A 14,020-nucleotide genomic window follows, 5' to 3' on the forward strand; every position below is an offset into this window, starting at 1 on the left:
GGGTTCTGAGTGGTGAATGATCTCTTCTTGGACGCATGCCGTGCTGCTGTGGGAAGCAAGAGGAACTCATCTGGGCGCCTTGGGCTCGCGGGAGATACTCCCGGACGTGCTCCCAGCGGAGTGATTCGCCGGTGGCTACCACCAGGCCGAGATCGACCGGGGCGCGGTGGCGCACGTCGCGGCGCTGCGGCCGCTCACTGCCGAGACGGTCTGGGTGAGCCACTGGGCGCGGGATGATCCCGCTCTACGCCGAGGACGAGAGATGCGCACCTGTGCTCGCAGATGGTCGTGTTCCTCGGCGCGATGACGCGGCGCTACACCGACACCCGTCGCTGCTCATCGGCCAGGGCCGCGTGCGAGCGGTCGCCCCGGCGGCTGGAGTGAGCGGGACGACCGTGCGGACCGGCGTCTGGCCCAGGGCTGGCGGGACTACTCACGCGCCACCCGGCTGCTGATCATCGTCGATGCGGGCGGATCCGACTGCTCCCGCGGCCGGGCGTGAAGTCGTACCCCTGCGGCCTTTGAAGTTAACCACGCCGGCGGTGGATGAGCACCGCCAGGACCGCGAGGGTGAAGGTGGCGGCCACCGCCTCCAGGCCGGGCCAGCCGAACAGGAGCTTGGACAGGGGCGCGCAGATGTAGAGGCATGCGCAGAGGAAGAAGACGGTGGGGAACCGCCGTGTCTTCGGCGGGGCCAAGTGGGCGCTCAGCGCCGGATCTTCGCTCGCCAGGTGCCGTTCGATGTCGTCCAGGGCACGACGGTCATGATCGTCAAGCATCGATGCACCATCCCGATGGACCGCCGGGGGTGGGCGGTCCTACTCTGAGCAAAGCATCGATCCCACGAGGGGGGAACTCCCCATGACGTCCGTCGCGCCCAAGCCGATCGTCACCCGGCCCTACCCGGTGCGGCGCACCTTCCGCGGCTCGGCTTTCGCCCGCACGATCCGCACGACGGACGCCAAACAGATCGGGATCATGTATCTGGTCACCGCCTTCGCCTTCTTCATGGTGGGCGGGCTGATGGCGCTGCTGATGCGGGCCGAGCTGGCCCGGCCGGGCATGCAGTTCCTCTCCCCGGAGCAGTACAACCAGCTGTTCACCATGCACGGCACGGTGATGCTGCTGTTCTTCGCGACGCCGATCGTGTTCGCCTTCGCCAACTTCGTGGTGCCGATCCAGATCGGTGCCCCCGACGTCGCCTTTCCCCGGCTGAACGCGTTCGCCTATTGGCTGTTCCTGTTCGGCGGCACGCTGACCATCTCGGGTTTCGTCCTGCCCGGCGGCGCGGCCGACTTCGGCTGGTTCGCGTACACGCCGCTGAGCGACTCGCTGCACTCCCCCGGCATCGGCGGCAACATGTGGGCGGTCGGCCTGGCCCTTTCGGGTCTGGGCACGATCCTGGGCGGCGTCAACATGATCACGACGATCCTGACCTTGCGCGCGCCCGGCATGACGATGTTCCGCATGCCGATCATGACGTGGAACATCCTGGTCACCAGCCTGCTGGTCATCATGGTCTTCCCGTTCCTGGCCGCCGCGCTGTTCGCGCTCACCGCCGACCGCGTCCTCGACGCACACGTCTACGACGTCAACACCAACGGCCCCATGCTCTGGCAGCACCTGTTCTGGTTCTTCGGCCACCCCGAGGTGTACATCGTGGCGCTGCCGTTCTTCGGCATCATCACCGAGGTCATCCCGGTCTTCAGCCGCAAGCCCGTGTTCGGCTACAAGGGCCTGGTCTCGGCCACCCTGCTGATCGCCGCCCTGTCGATGTCGGTGTGGGCGCACCACATGTTCGTCACCGGCCAGGTCCTACTGCCGTTCTTCAGCCTCCTCAGCTTCCTGATCGCCGTGCCCACCGGCATGAAGTTCTTCGTGTGGATCGGCACGATGTGGCGCGGCCAGATCAGCTTCGAGACGCCGATGATGTTCGCCATCGGCTTCCTGATCACCTTCCTGTTCGGTGGCCTGTCCGGCGTGCTGCTGGCCTCACCGCCGATCGACTTCCACGTCTCCGACTCGTACTTCGTCGTCGCGCACTTCCACTACGTGCTGTTCGGCACGATCGTGTTCGCCGTCTTCGCCGGCATCTACTTCTGGTTCCCGAAGATGTTCGGGCGGATGCTCGACGAACGCCTCGGCAAGGTCCACTTCTGGCTGACCTTCATCGGCTTCCACAGCACGTTCCTGGTGCAGCACTGGCTGGGCACCGAGGGCATGCCCCGTCGCTACGCCGACTACCTGCCCAGCGACGGGTTCACCTTCCTGAACACGTTCTCCACGATCGGGTCGTTCGTGCTCGGCCTGGCCACGCTGCCGTTCATCTACAACTGCTGGAAGTCGTACAAGGTCGGCCAGCTGGTGACTGTCGACGACCCGTGGGGTCACGGCAACAGCCTGGAGTGGGCCACGTCGTCACCGCCGCCGCTGCGCAACTTCGATCGCATGCCGCGCATCCGCTCGGAGCGCCCGGCCTTCGACGCCAAGTTCCCCGAGCTTGCGGCGGGCAGCCAGTCGGAGGCCGGCCCGCCCGAGGGCGGCGCCCGCCCGCTGACCGAGGAGTCGTCCGGCGGCGCCCGGTACCAGGAAGATCCGGACGCCTCGAAGGACGTCTAAAAAGACGCCTAGAAGAGCGTCGTCGGCACCGGCTCGGGCAGTGCCGCCAGGCCCGTCGTCCGCTGGCGCACCTCGTCGTGGAAGCGGCGGGCCAGCGCGGGTGCGTCCACGTTGTCCGGGGTGTGCACGAAGAAGGTCGGCGACCGCCCCTCCTTCAGCCACTCCGACACGGTCTCCACCCACGGCTGCCAGCCCTCGACCGTGCGGGCCGTGTCGTCGCGCCCGAGATAGCGCACGATCGGCCGCGCGGTCAGCGCCCGCATCCGCCGCGGCATCCGCGGCTTCTTCATCCACGCGTCCCGCTCCATGTCGCTGGTCGGCGGGCTCGCGAACATCACCGTCGTGTCGAACGGCACCCATTCGGCGCCCGCCTTCTCCAGCACACTCTCGAGCCCACGAGGGTCGTCGAAAAAACCGGAATGTCGGACTTCGACGGCATAGCTGTACGCCTGAGGCATTCGTCCGAGGAACGAAGCCAGCACCTCGAGATCGCCCGGCCCGAACGATCCCGGGAGCTGAACCCACAGCGCATGGACCCGGTTCCCCAACGGCTCGATCGCGTGGAGGAATCGGGCCAGATCCTCCTCGCCCCCGCGCCCGAGCCGGTGCTCATGGGTGACCGGCTTCGGCAGTTTGAGGACGAACCGGAAATCCGGCGGGGTCTGCCGGGCCCATCCCGCGACGGTCTCCCGGCTCGGCGTCGCGTAGAAGGTCGTGTTGCCCTCCACGGCGTCACACCATTCCGCGTACGCCTTCAACCGCTCCTGAGACGCCGAGAACTCCCACGCCTTGTGCGTCCACATGGCGCACCCCACGTGCAGCCGTTTCCCATCCACCGCGGAAATCTATCGCGAAGAGCGTGACGACCACGATGCCGTCCTCGGCGACGGTCAACACCGCTATGCCGTACGGCTCGCCGCGGAACCACGCCAGGGCGGCCGGCTGCCCGTTGGCCTCGGTCGCCGTCATCCGCCACTCCCCCGGCACGCCCATCGACGGCCCGGCGAAGGCCAGGCAGGCCTCCCGGCCGGCCGCGTACGAGCCCGGCGCCCCCACCGGATCGATCGCCGCGTCCGCCCGCAGCACCTCACGGAAGGCATCGGCGTCGGACGCCTCCCACGCGGCCATGTACGCGGCGAGCAGCTCCCGGGCACGCGGCGAGGACGCGTCCAGCACGTCGTCACGGGCCGGGGCCACCTCGGCCAGCCGGGCCCGCGCCCGTTGCAGGGCACTCTTCACGGCCGGCACCGTCATGCCCAGCGCCTCGCCGGTCTCGGCCGCCGAGAAGGTCAGCACCTCCCGCAGCAGGAGGACGGCCCGCTGCCGTGGAGCGAGGTGTTGGAGCCCGGCCACGAAGGCCAGCCGCACGCTCTCCCGCGCGGTCACCAGATCGGCCGGGTCGGACGGGAACGGTTCGAGCACGGGCACGAGCGCGGGCCGCGCCCGGTTCTCGATCGCGGTCAGGCACACGTTGGTCGCGATCCGGTACAGCCATGTGCGTACGGACGAACGCTCTTGAAATGAAGCCCAGCCGCGCAACGCCCGTACGTAAGTCTCCTGCACCATGTCTTCTGCTTCGTGATGACCGCCGAGCATGCGGTAGGCGTGCGCGAGCAGCCCACGGCGTTCGGCTTCGAAGGCGCCGGTCAGAGACCCAGCTGCGGGCGCACCCATGCGGCCAGCCTCCCGATCGCCTCGTCGGCCACCGGCGCACGCCCGGCGGCCATCTGGAACGTGTGCGGCTGCCCGTCGAACACGTCCAGCCGAGCGCCAGTCTGCTCGGCCAGGCGCTCGCTGTCACCCCGGCCGCTCTCGTCGCCGCCGCACTGGATGTAGGCCGGCGGCAGCGCGCTCAGGTCGGCGTGGAACGCGTTGACCTCGGGATCCAGACCGCTCATCCCGTCCGGCAGATACTGCCGGATCAGTCCTCGCACCAGGGGCCGGGTGAAGAAGAGATCGGTTTCCCCGTACGAGGTGGCGGTCTGCGCCGGATCCATGTCGATCCACGGTGACAGCAGCAGAAGCGCGGCCACGCCGGGCTCGCGCCGGGCGACCTGCACGGCCAGGCCACCACCGCAGGAGTCACCGGCCAGCGCCACTGACCCGGCACGCCGGGCCGCCCACCGGTACGCCGTGACCGCGTCCTCCACCTGGGCCGGGAACCGGAAGGCCGGGGCGAGCCGATAGGTGGCCAGCAGCACCCGGACGCCCGCGGCCTTCGCCAGGTGCCCGTACAGCTTGCGGTGGGTGTAGAGCGACCCGCCGACGAAGCCGCCGCCGTGGAAGGCGACGATGACCGGGCCGGGATCGGCGCCGTGCGGGCTGAGCCACATCGCCGGCACCCCGCCCGCCGTCACCTCGGTGTAGTCCACGCCGCGCGGCTCGGCCGTCACGTCACCCCACTGGTCGTCGGCGCCCATGTCCCCGGCCGCCCAGCGGGCGTACATCTCTTTTATGGCATCCATGTGAGTACCGACCGCCGCGCGGCCCGAAAGGAATCGGTCAGGCCGCGAACAGGGTGCGGGCGAAGCGGTTGGTGTGTTCCAGCCAGGCGATGGCGTCGCCGGGACTGGTCAGGTCGGGCACCGGGACGCCGGGCGGGAGGGTCCGTGGGCGCCGCCGGTGCTCCAGGGTGTTCATGGCGGCCGCGGTGGTGGCCAGGTAGTGGTCGAACATCCGGGTCAGCGCGGTCCGGCGCTCCCCGGGCGGATCGTGGTCGCGCGCCTGAGCGACGGCGTAGGCCCGGACGAGGTCGTGGAACGTGTACCGGCCCGGCCCGGTCGACTGGAGCAGGTGGTCGCCGTGCAGGTGGGCCAGGCCGGCCTCGGCGGCGCCGGGGTCGGTGCCGGTCAGCGCGGCGGCCGCGTAGGCGTCGAAGTCGTGGCCCGGGTGCAGCGCTAGCAGGCGCATCAGCCGTTGCCGGTCCCCGGGCAGGTGCTGGTAGGACAGGGACAGGGCGAGCTCGACGCCGGAGTCGAGGCGGTGGTCGTGCAGGCGTTCGCCGAGCCGGTCGGCGTGCTCGGACAGGGTCCAGCCCGGCGTGCCGCGGATGTGACCGGCGATCAGGCCGAGGGCGAGCGGAAGGTGGCCGCAGCCGCGGGCGATGCGGCGCGCGGTGGGCCGATCGGCGCCGGGCAGGGCCGCGGTCAGGTGGTCGACCGCCTCCTGGGGGGAGAACACGCCGACGGTCAGGCCGGCCGCCGCGCTCAGGCCCAGGTGGCGCCGGCTGGTGACCAGGGACAGGCTGCCCGGGGTGCCCGGCACGAGCGGGCGGACCTGATCGGCGCCGGCCGCGTTGTCCAGGACGACGAGGACGCGGGCGCCGTACAGGCGCCGGCGGTAGAGGGCCACCCGGGCCGCGAGACCGTGCGGGATCCGGTGGCCGGGCACATCGAGCAGGCGCAGGAAGCCGTCGAGGACGGCGCCCGGATCGGCCGGCGGCTGGGCCGGGTCGCTGTGGAAGCCGCGCAGGTCGACGAAGAGCACCCGGTCGAACGGCATCCGCCGGTCGGCCAGACGCCCGGCGTGCAGGGCCAGCTCCGTCTTGCCGACCCCGGCCATGCCTTCGATCGTCACGGTCGCCGCCGTGCCGCCGGCGAGGACGGCCCCGAGGTGCTCCAGCTCGGCGGTCCGGCCGATGAAGGCGGCCGGGGAGAGCGGCAGGCTGTCCTGGACGCGCACCTGCGACGCGGCCCGGGTCTCGCCGCCGATCACCCGCAGGGTTTGCCGCCACTGCGCGACATATCCGGTGTCCGGGTGCAGCGCCCCGACGATCGCGACGACCAGACCGGTGTTCAGCCGGCGGCGGCCGGGCTGGAAGCAGTGCGCGACAGTGGACCGGATCGCCAGCTCGCTCGCCGGGCGGCCGGCCGCGGCCCAGTCCGCGTTCACCCGGTCCATGATCGTCGCGTACGAGGGGTCACCGGCCCAGACCTTCAGCGCGCGCAGCTGCCCGACCAGGCCGTCGAGGTCGCCCGCCCGGGCCGGATCGGGCAGTTCGGCGTATCCGTACGACAGCGACATCCGCTCACTCCGTTTCGCCCGTCGCCCGACCTCAGGCTAGCCACGGCGCTCGCCGGCGGCGTCACCATGTCGCAGACCCGACCTGTCCCGGCCGATGTCGTCCGAATTCGGCGTGACCGTGCGGCGAGCGCCCGACTCTCGCTTCCATGACTACAGACCAGGGAATCGATGTCACCACGACGGCCGAGGACGACAACGCCGAGTTGTTGATCGGGCCCGAGCTCACCGAGGCGGAGTCGCGGACCGCCTTCGCTCCGGACGACTCCGACGCCTCGACCGAGGACGAAGCACGCATGGTGCGGATCCCGGACGCCGATCTCGCCGCGCCGGCCGGCCCGGCCCTGCGGGTCAGGCCCTGGCATCTCGCCCGGTCGCTGGCTCGGCTCCGTGCCGAGATCGACCAGAGATGGCCGAACCGCGACCGGAAGTCCGACGGTTCCATCGGGGACAAGGATCACGAGAAGACCGCGTCGGACCACAACCCCAACGGCCGCTCCTCCGTGAACGCCATCGACACGGACAAGGACGGCATCAGCCCGATGACGCTGGTCGAGGCGGCCAAGAGGCACCCGGCCTGCAACTACGTCATCTTCAACCGCGTGATCTACACCCGCGACCGCGGGTTCCGGGCCCACCGGTACAGCGGCCCGAACCCGCACACCCAGCACATCCACGTGTCCATCCTGCAGAACTCGGCGGCCGAGGAGTCGACACGGCCCTGGGGGATCGCCCAGGCTTCGTTCCCGGCCTTCCCCGGCACGCTGAGGCGCGGATCCCGCGGCTCGGCGGTGAAGACCCTGCAGACTCGCCTCAACGAGCGCGGCTTCCCCCGCCTCGGCGTCGACGGCGAGTTCGGCCCCGCCACCGAGGACCGCGTGAAGGCCTTCCAGCGCTTCGCCAAGATCGCCGTCGACGGCATCGCCGGCCCGGTCACCTGGCGGCTGCTGTGGACGTTGCCCCGCTGAGAGCCGATGCTGTCCGGATGGATGTGGACGCCTACCTGGACCGGATCGGTGTCGACCGAACGGCCTCCCTGCATGACATGCACCGCGCACACCAGGAGACCGTGCCGTTCGAGAACCTGAGCATTCACCTGGGCGAGCCGATCTCGCTGTCGCCGGACGACCTGTTCGACAAGATCGTCCGGCGGCGCCGGGGCGGCTTCTGCTACGAGCTCAACGGCCTGTTCGCGCTTCTGCTGGAGGCGCTCGGCCACAAGGTGGTGCGGGCCGGGGCCCGCGTGTACCGGACGCCGGAGTCGCTCGGCCCGCCCTTCGACCATCTGGCGCTGCTGGCCGACGCCGGCGACGGTCAGGAGCCGTGGATCGCCGACGTCGGCTTCGGGCGGCACAGCGCCTATCCGCTGCGGCTCGGCGAGCCCTCAGGGCAGTTCCTGGTGGCCGCCGCCCCGGACGGAGACCTGGACGTGTTCCGCGACGGCGTGCCGCAGTACCGGCTCGAAACACGGCCGCGGTCGCTGGAGGACTTCGGGCCGACCTGCTGGTGGCAGTCGACCTCACCCGACTCGCACTTCACCCGCGGCCCGGTCTGCTCCCGCCTCGACGGCGACGGGCGGATCTCGATCAGCGGGCGCACGCTCATCCGCACCAAGGGCGAGACGCGCACGGAGACCACCCTGGACACCGACGAGTCACTCGTGGCCGCCTATCGAGAGCACTTCGGGATAGACATCGACCTTGATAATGGTGGCCATGACGCGCTTCTTCTTCGTTGACGTCTTCGCGGACCGCCCCCTGACCGGCAACCCGCTGGCCCTCGTCCCGGGCGCCGACGACCTCACCGTGCCGCAGATGCGGGCGATCGCCCGCGAGTTCAACCAGTCCGAGACGACGTTCCTGCTCAGACCCGGCGAGGAGGGCGTCGACTGGCGGCTGCGCTCGTTCACCCCCGCCGGGGCCGAGGTCGACGGGGCCGGCCACAACGCCCTCGGCGCCTGGCTGTGGCTGGCCGACCAGGGCCTCACCGGCGACGAGCCGGCCGTGACGATGCGCCAGCGCATCGGCGCCGAGGTGCTCGACGTGGAGATCCTGCGCGACGCCACCGGCCGGGTCCGGGTGGTCATGGACCAGGGCGCTCCGTCGTACGGCAAGGAATTCACCGACACGGCCCGCTTGGCGGACGCGCTGAGCCTCACCCCGGAGCAGGTGGCCCCCGCGCAGGTGGTGTCCACGGGCGTCGGTCATTTGCTGGTCCCGCTGTCCGGCCGGGAGGCGGTCGACGCGGCCGTGTCCCGGGACCGCGACCTGGCCGCGCTGCTGGCCGAGGCCGGCGGCGAGGGCTGCTACCTCTACACGACCGAAGGCGACGACGCCGCCGCGTACACCCGCTTCTTCAACCCGACCGTCGGCATCGCCGAGGACCCGGCCACGGGAACAGCCGCGGGCCCGCTGGCCGCGGCCCTCGTGGGCTGGGGCCGCGCGCCGGCCGGCGAGCCCGTCTTCATCGAGCAGGGCCACCGCTTGGGCCGCCCCAGCCGCATCCGGGTGGACGTGACAGCCGACCGCGTGCGCTTGTCAGGCTCGGGCCTGATCGTCGCCCAGGGCGAGCTGCACCTGGCCTGAGCCTGTGAGAATGGGTCGGCTGATGCCAGGTCATTCAGCGCGTACCGGGGATGGTGCGGCCACTCCTGCTACGGACTTCGGCGATCGCGACGGTGACCGACGGGAAGACCGTCTTGGGCACGATCAGCACGCTTCCCGGGCCGGCGGCGAGGAGGGCGGCGGCCTCGGCGACGCTCGGCGTGCCGACGCCGGAGGCTACCGCCCGGCTCGGATTCGGAACCTCCTGGGCGGCCAATTCGGACGATGACAGGGCGACCAGACGCCAGCCGAAGTCAAGGACCAATCGCTGGACGCCCGGATCCCCGGCCCGGCGATCCAGGGTGGCCAGAATGCCGACCGCGGCGGCACCCAGCCCGGCCGAGGCAAGAACCTCATCGACGGCCGCCCGGACGATCGCCGAGCCGGTGTCGCGTCGAGCACCGACGCCGAGCACCAGTTGACCGGCCGCGCCGTGGTTCCCCGCCGGGCGACCGGCCATGCTAGGCGAGGGAGCTGACGAGGCGGTCGGCGATGCCGGGGTTGCCGGCCCAGTGCAGGTGCAGGTAGGACGCGTGGACCGACGGGGTGGCGAAGCCCTCCGGGTCGGCGCCCCGCCACTGCCAGGCCGCGCCCGCCGCCGGGGACAGCAGCAGGCCCGAGCGGGGGTGTACCGCCGTGCGGTGGAACTCGTGGCCGGTCACCCGGGTGCCGGCCGGAGCCAGTGGGCTGTCGGCCAGGGCCACCGCGTCGCGATAGCCCAACGTCAGCGACGGGGTCATGGCCGCCTCGGCGTCGATCACGCCGCACATCTCGGCACCGTCGAGGCTGCGGCACAGCCAGAGCAGGCCGGCGCATTCGGCCACGATCGGGCCGCCGGCCGCGGCCAGGGCCCGCACCGACGCCCGCAGGGGCTCGTTCGCCGACAGCTCGGCCGCGTACACCTCGGGGAACCCGCCGCCGACGACCAGCGCCCGTGTGCCCTCCGGCAGCTTCTCGTCGCGCAGGGGGTCGACCGTCACGACCTCGGCGCCCGCCCCGGCCAGGAGTTCGGCCGTCTCGGCGTACGCAAATGAGAAAGCCGGACCACCCGCAAGCGCGACCACCTGACGGCCGGCGGAAGGCGAAGCCGACGCCGGATCCCACGGCTGCACCGCGAGCGGAGGCGCCGAAGCGGCGATCGCGGCCACCTCGTCGAGGTCGACCGACGCGGCGACCAGCGAGGCCAGCGCGTCGACCGAAGCCCGCGCCTCGGCCCGCCGCTCGGCCGCCGGCACCAGACCGAGGTGGCGGGAGGGCGCCGCGACCGCGTCGGCACGGCGCAACGCACCCAGAACCGGCGTGCCGACCTCCTCGCAGGCCTCCCGCAGGATCGACTCGTGCCGGTCGGAGCCGACCCGGTTGAGGATCACCCCGGCCAGCCGCACCGTGCCGAAGCTGCGGAACCCGTGCACGAGCGCCGCGATCGACCGCCCCTGCGCCGCCGCGTCGACCACCAGGATCACCGGCGCTTCGAGGAGCTTCGCGACCTGCGCCGTCGAACCGGTCTCGCCGGCGCCGGTCCGGCCGTCGTAGAGGCCCATCACGCCTTCGACGACGGCCAGCTCAGCGCCCTGGCTGCCGTGCGCGAACAGCGGCCCGATCCGGTCCTCCCCGACCAGCACCGGGTCGAGGTTGCGGCCGGGACGGCCCGCGGCCAGCGCGTGATAGCCCGGGTCGATGTAGTCGGGCCCGACCTTGAACGGCGCCACCGGCACGCCGCGCCGCGCGAACGCCGCCAGCAGCCCGGTCGCCACCGTGGTCTTGCCGTGCCCGGAGGCCGGCGCGCCGATCACGACGCGGGGAATGCTCACCATTCGATGCCCTGCTGTCCCTTGCGCCCCGCGTCCATCGGATGCTTGATCTTCGTCATCTCGGTGACCAGGTCGGCCGCGTCCAGCAGCGCCTGCGGCGCGTCCCGCCCGGTGATCACCACATGCTGGGTGCCGGGCCGCTCGGTCAGCGTGGCCACGACGTCGCCGACGTCGACCCAACCCCATTTCAGCGGGTACGTGAACTCGTCGAGCACGTAGAACTTGTGCGTCTCCGCCGCCAGGTCACGCTTGATCTGCGCCCATCCTTCGGCCGCCTCGGCCGCGTGGTCGCGCTCGGTGCCGGCCCGCTGGATCCACGACCACCCTTCGCCCATCTTGTGCCAGGTGACCGGCGCGCCGCCGGTGGTGCCGAGCGCTTTGAGCGCCGCCTCCTCACCGACCCGCCATTTCTCCGACTTGACGAACTGGAACACCCCGACCGGCCATCCGGCACTCCAGGCCCGCAGCGCCATCCCGAAGGCAGCCGTCGACTTCCCTTTGCCGTGCCCCGTGTGCACAGCGAGCACAGCTTGCCGCCGCCGCTGCCGCGTCGTCAGCCCGTCGTCGGGCACGCTGGCCACTTTCCCTTGCGGCATCAGGCAAACCTCTTTCTTCCGTACGCGTCCAGCACGGCCCTGGTCTGCCGCCCGATCGCGGCCGTGGAATCGAGCGGGTTCGGCGGCGTCACGCCGCTCGCCTCGGGGTGGCGGCGCCGTTCACCTCGAGGGCGTCCAACGGCATGAGGTCGGCGCCGAGCGCGCTGGCCAGGCGTCCGGCCAGGTTGAGGCGGATCGGCCCGCTCTCGCAGTCGACGACCACAGTGGAGACTCCGGCCAGCGCGGGCGCGACCGTGACCGGGTCGGGCCCGCTGGTCGCGCGCCCGTCGGTGACGACGATCAGCAGCGGCCGGCGGCGCGGGTCGCGGCGGCGCTCGGTGGCGATGGTCGCCGCGGCGGTGCGGAGCCCGGCCGCCAGCGGCGTACGGCCCCCGGTCCGCAGACTCGCCAGCCGCATGACACCGACCTCGTGGCTCGACGTGGGCGGCAGCACCTGCTCGGCCTCATGCCCCCGAAACGTGATCATCCCGATCCGGTCCCGCCGCTGATAGGCGTCGCGCAGCAACGACAGCACCGCCGTCTTGACGATGGTCATACGCTTGCGCGCCGCCATCGACCCGGAGGCGTCCACCACGAAAAGCACGAGGTTCGCTTCCCGCCCGACGTGCACCGCTTCGCGCAGATCCCGGGGATGCACGGTCTGACCACGACCGGCCGCCCGCGCCATCGCGCCACCACCCAGGTCACTGCCCGCTCCGCCCTGCTGCGTGCCGCGCCGGTGCAGGGCGGCGCGCAGGGTCGCGGGCAGGTGGGGAGCGCCGGCGAGCTTGCCCTGGGGCACCCGGGAGCCGACGACGCGGCCGCGCCGGGCGTAGGCCGGCGAGCGCTTCCCGGTGTGCCCGCCGGTGCCGCGGCGGGCGATGCTCAGATTCCTGGTGCGATAAGCGGCGCCGGTGGGTGCGGCGGCCGCCGCCGCGGTCTGTCCCTGGCCGTCGCCCGGCGGATTCGGGGCTTGCTCCTGCTGCGGCGCCGGACCGGTGCCACCGCCGTTCTGCTGCGGCGCCGGGCCGCGGTCGTCGGGGCCCGGCCCTCCGTCGCCGGGGCCGCCGCCCGGTGGGGGCGGGTCGTCGTCGGGGTCGGTGTCGTCGCCGGGCTGCTGCTGAGCGGCGCGGTCGGCCTCCTGCTGCTGGGCTTCCGCTTCGGCCAGGGCCTCGTCGAGCTTCTCCTCGTCGGTGCCGGGCGGGTCGAGCGGGTCCTTGCGGCGGCGGTGCGGCAGGGCGAGGCGGGCCGCGTCCCGGACGTCGTCCGCCGTCACCACGTCGCGGCCGTGCCAGGCGGCCAGGGCGACCGCGCAGCGGGCCACCACGATGTCCGCGCGCATGCCGTCGACGCCGTAGGCCAGGCAGACCCGGGCGATCCGGTCGAGCTCGTGGTCGGGCAGCGCCACGTGCGGCAGCCGCTCGCGGGCCGCCGCGATCCTCGCGGCCAGCTCCCGCTCGTCGCCTTCGAAGCGGGCCGCGAAGCCGTCCGGGTCCGCCTCGTACGCCAGGCGCCGCCGCACCACCTCGGCCCGGTCGGTCGCGTCGCGGGGCGCCGCCACCGTCACCACCAGGCCGAACCGGTCGACGAGCTGCGGGCGGGGCTCGCCCTCCTCCGGGTTCATGGTGCCGACCAGCAGGAACCGGGCCGCGTGCTTGACCGACACCCCGTCGCGCTCGACGTGCGCCCGGCCCATCGCCGCCGCGTCGAGCAGCAGGTCGACCAGGTGGTCGGGGAGCAGGTTGACCTCGTCGACGTAGAGCACGCCCCGATGGGCCGCGGCGAGCAGCCCCGGCTCGTACGCCTTGACCCCGTCGGCCAGCGCCCGCTGAATGTCCAGCGTGCCCACCACGCGGTCTTCCGTCGCGCCGACCGGCAGCTCGACCAGCGTGGCCGGCCGGCGGAAGTGGGGACTGTCCGGCGCGTGCGGCCCGTCGGGGCATGCGGGGTCGGGCGCCGCCGGGTCGCAGGCGAACCGGCAGCCGCGCACGACTGCCACGTCCGGCAGCAGCGCGGCCAGGGCTCGCACGATCGTGCTCTTGGCGGTGCCCTTCTCCCCCCGGACCAGCACGCCGCCGACGGCGGGCGACACGGCCGTGAGAAGCAGGGCGAGGCGAAGGTCGGCCAGGCCGACAACGGCCGAGAACGGGTACGGCGTCACGCGGATCCCTTCTGTGCGGGTGTCCACGCCCGCACGATGAGCGACACGAGCGGCCGGAGTCTCCTGACTCCCGGATCAGCGCTCCCCGCACGCCTTCCGGCCTGGCCGGCCGTGGCTTCTCGGCGGATCGCTCCCCGGTCACAGTGGCGGGACCGTCCCGGATTTCCACCGGGTTCCTCCGCTACCGCTCGCGAGCCATGCTTTCCTACG

General features: G+C 72.2%; 13 protein-coding genes and 1 riboswitch. Of the genes, 4 read left to right on the forward strand and 9 right to left on the reverse strand.

From position 1 onward, the window contains the following. Nucleotides 1-527: 527 nt before the first annotated feature. Nucleotides 528-779 carry a DUF3040 domain-containing protein gene (locus tag CRP55_RS30210; protein WP_097323997.1) on the reverse strand — a complete coding sequence of 84 codons (252 nt, stop codon included), beginning with the start codon at nt 777-779 and terminating at the stop codon, nt 528-530. 82 nt (nt 780-861) lie between these two features. Here CRP55_RS30210 and ctaD point away from each other — a divergent pair, with 82 nt between their 5' ends. Continuing rightward, nucleotides 862-2,619: an aa3-type cytochrome oxidase subunit I gene (gene ctaD / locus CRP55_RS30215; protein WP_097323999.1), complete on the forward strand. Its 1,758-nt coding sequence runs from the start codon at nt 862-864 to the stop codon at nt 2,617-2,619. A gap of 8 nt (nt 2,620-2,627) precedes the next feature. On the opposite strand, the gene CRP55_RS30220 is transcribed toward ctaD, so the two are convergent. Genes CRP55_RS30220 through CRP55_RS30235 form a run of 4 tightly spaced genes read right to left on the reverse strand, consistent with a single transcriptional unit; the run spans nt 2,628 to nt 6,642 of the window. Continuing rightward, nucleotides 2,628-3,422: a DUF72 domain-containing protein gene (locus CRP55_RS30220; protein WP_097324001.1), complete on the reverse strand. Its 795-nt coding sequence runs from the start codon at nt 3,420-3,422 to the stop codon at nt 2,628-2,630. Then, nucleotides 3,352-4,293 (reverse strand): sigma-70 family RNA polymerase sigma factor, encoded by a 942-nt coding sequence (locus CRP55_RS30225; protein WP_097324003.1) that lies wholly within the window; start codon nt 4,291-4,293, stop codon nt 3,352-3,354. Before CRP55_RS30225 ends, CRP55_RS30220 begins: the two co-directional genes overlap by 71 nt. After that, nucleotides 4,266-5,084 (reverse strand): alpha/beta hydrolase fold domain-containing protein, encoded by an 819-nt coding sequence (locus tag CRP55_RS30230; protein WP_097324005.1) that lies wholly within the window; start codon nt 5,082-5,084, stop codon nt 4,266-4,268. Before CRP55_RS30230 ends, CRP55_RS30225 begins: the two co-directional genes overlap by 28 nt. Before the next feature lie 37 nt (nt 5,085-5,121). Beyond that, the gene (locus tag CRP55_RS30235) at nt 5,122-6,642 is read right to left on the reverse strand and encodes a hypothetical protein (protein ID WP_097324008.1); all 1,521 of its coding nucleotides are present in this window, start codon (nt 6,640-6,642) and stop codon (nt 5,122-5,124) included. Between the two features lie 146 nt (nt 6,643-6,788). Between CRP55_RS30235 and CRP55_RS30240 the strand changes: the two genes are divergently transcribed. Genes CRP55_RS30240 through CRP55_RS30250 form a run of 3 tightly spaced genes read left to right on the forward strand, consistent with a single transcriptional unit; the run spans nt 6,789 to nt 9,224 of the window. After that, nucleotides 6,789-7,607 (forward strand): peptidoglycan-binding domain-containing protein, encoded by an 819-nt coding sequence (locus CRP55_RS30240; protein ID WP_097324010.1) that lies wholly within the window; start codon nt 6,789-6,791, stop codon nt 7,605-7,607. Between the two features lie 17 nt (nt 7,608-7,624). Then, nucleotides 7,625-8,377, forward strand: coding sequence for an arylamine N-acetyltransferase family protein (locus CRP55_RS30245; RefSeq protein ID WP_097324014.1), 753 nt, complete (start codon nt 7,625-7,627; stop codon nt 8,375-8,377). After that, nucleotides 8,355-9,224, forward strand: a complete 870-nt coding sequence (locus tag CRP55_RS30250; protein WP_097324323.1) for a PhzF family phenazine biosynthesis protein — start codon at nt 8,355-8,357, stop codon at nt 9,222-9,224. Before CRP55_RS30245 ends, CRP55_RS30250 begins: the two co-directional genes overlap by 23 nt. A 34-nt stretch (nt 9,225-9,258) precedes the next feature. Here the strand turns inward: CRP55_RS30250 and CRP55_RS30255 are convergent, their stop codons facing one another. From CRP55_RS30255 to CRP55_RS30270, 4 genes are all read right to left on the reverse strand, one after another. After that, nucleotides 9,259-9,702 (reverse strand): cobalamin biosynthesis protein, encoded by a 444-nt coding sequence (locus CRP55_RS30255; protein ID WP_097324018.1) that lies wholly within the window; start codon nt 9,700-9,702, stop codon nt 9,259-9,261. Between the two features lies 1 nt (nt 9,703). Continuing rightward, complete coding sequence (locus CRP55_RS30260) at nt 9,704-11,056, reverse strand: cobyrinic acid a,c-diamide synthase CobB (RefSeq protein ID WP_097324021.1); 1,353 nt, start codon at nt 11,054-11,056, stop codon at nt 9,704-9,706. Continuing rightward, the gene (cobO, locus tag CRP55_RS30265) at nt 11,050-11,649 is read right to left on the reverse strand and encodes a cob(I)yrinic acid a,c-diamide adenosyltransferase (RefSeq protein WP_097324024.1); all 600 of its coding nucleotides are present in this window, start codon (nt 11,647-11,649) and stop codon (nt 11,050-11,052) included. Before cobO ends, CRP55_RS30260 begins: the two co-directional genes overlap by 7 nt. An 88-nt stretch (nt 11,650-11,737) precedes the next feature. After that, nucleotides 11,738-13,837: a VWA domain-containing protein gene (locus CRP55_RS30270; protein ID WP_245923481.1), complete on the reverse strand. Its 2,100-nt coding sequence runs from the start codon at nt 13,835-13,837 to the stop codon at nt 11,738-11,740. A gap of 7 nt (nt 13,838-13,844) precedes the next feature. Beyond that, nucleotides 13,845-14,014, reverse strand: a riboswitch (cobalamin riboswitch). Nucleotides 14,015-14,020 lie beyond the last annotated feature (6 nt).

Source organism: Paractinoplanes atraurantiacus (assembly GCF_900215205.1).
Taxonomy (GTDB): domain Bacteria; phylum Actinomycetota; class Actinomycetes; order Mycobacteriales; family Micromonosporaceae; genus Actinoplanes; species Actinoplanes atraurantiacus.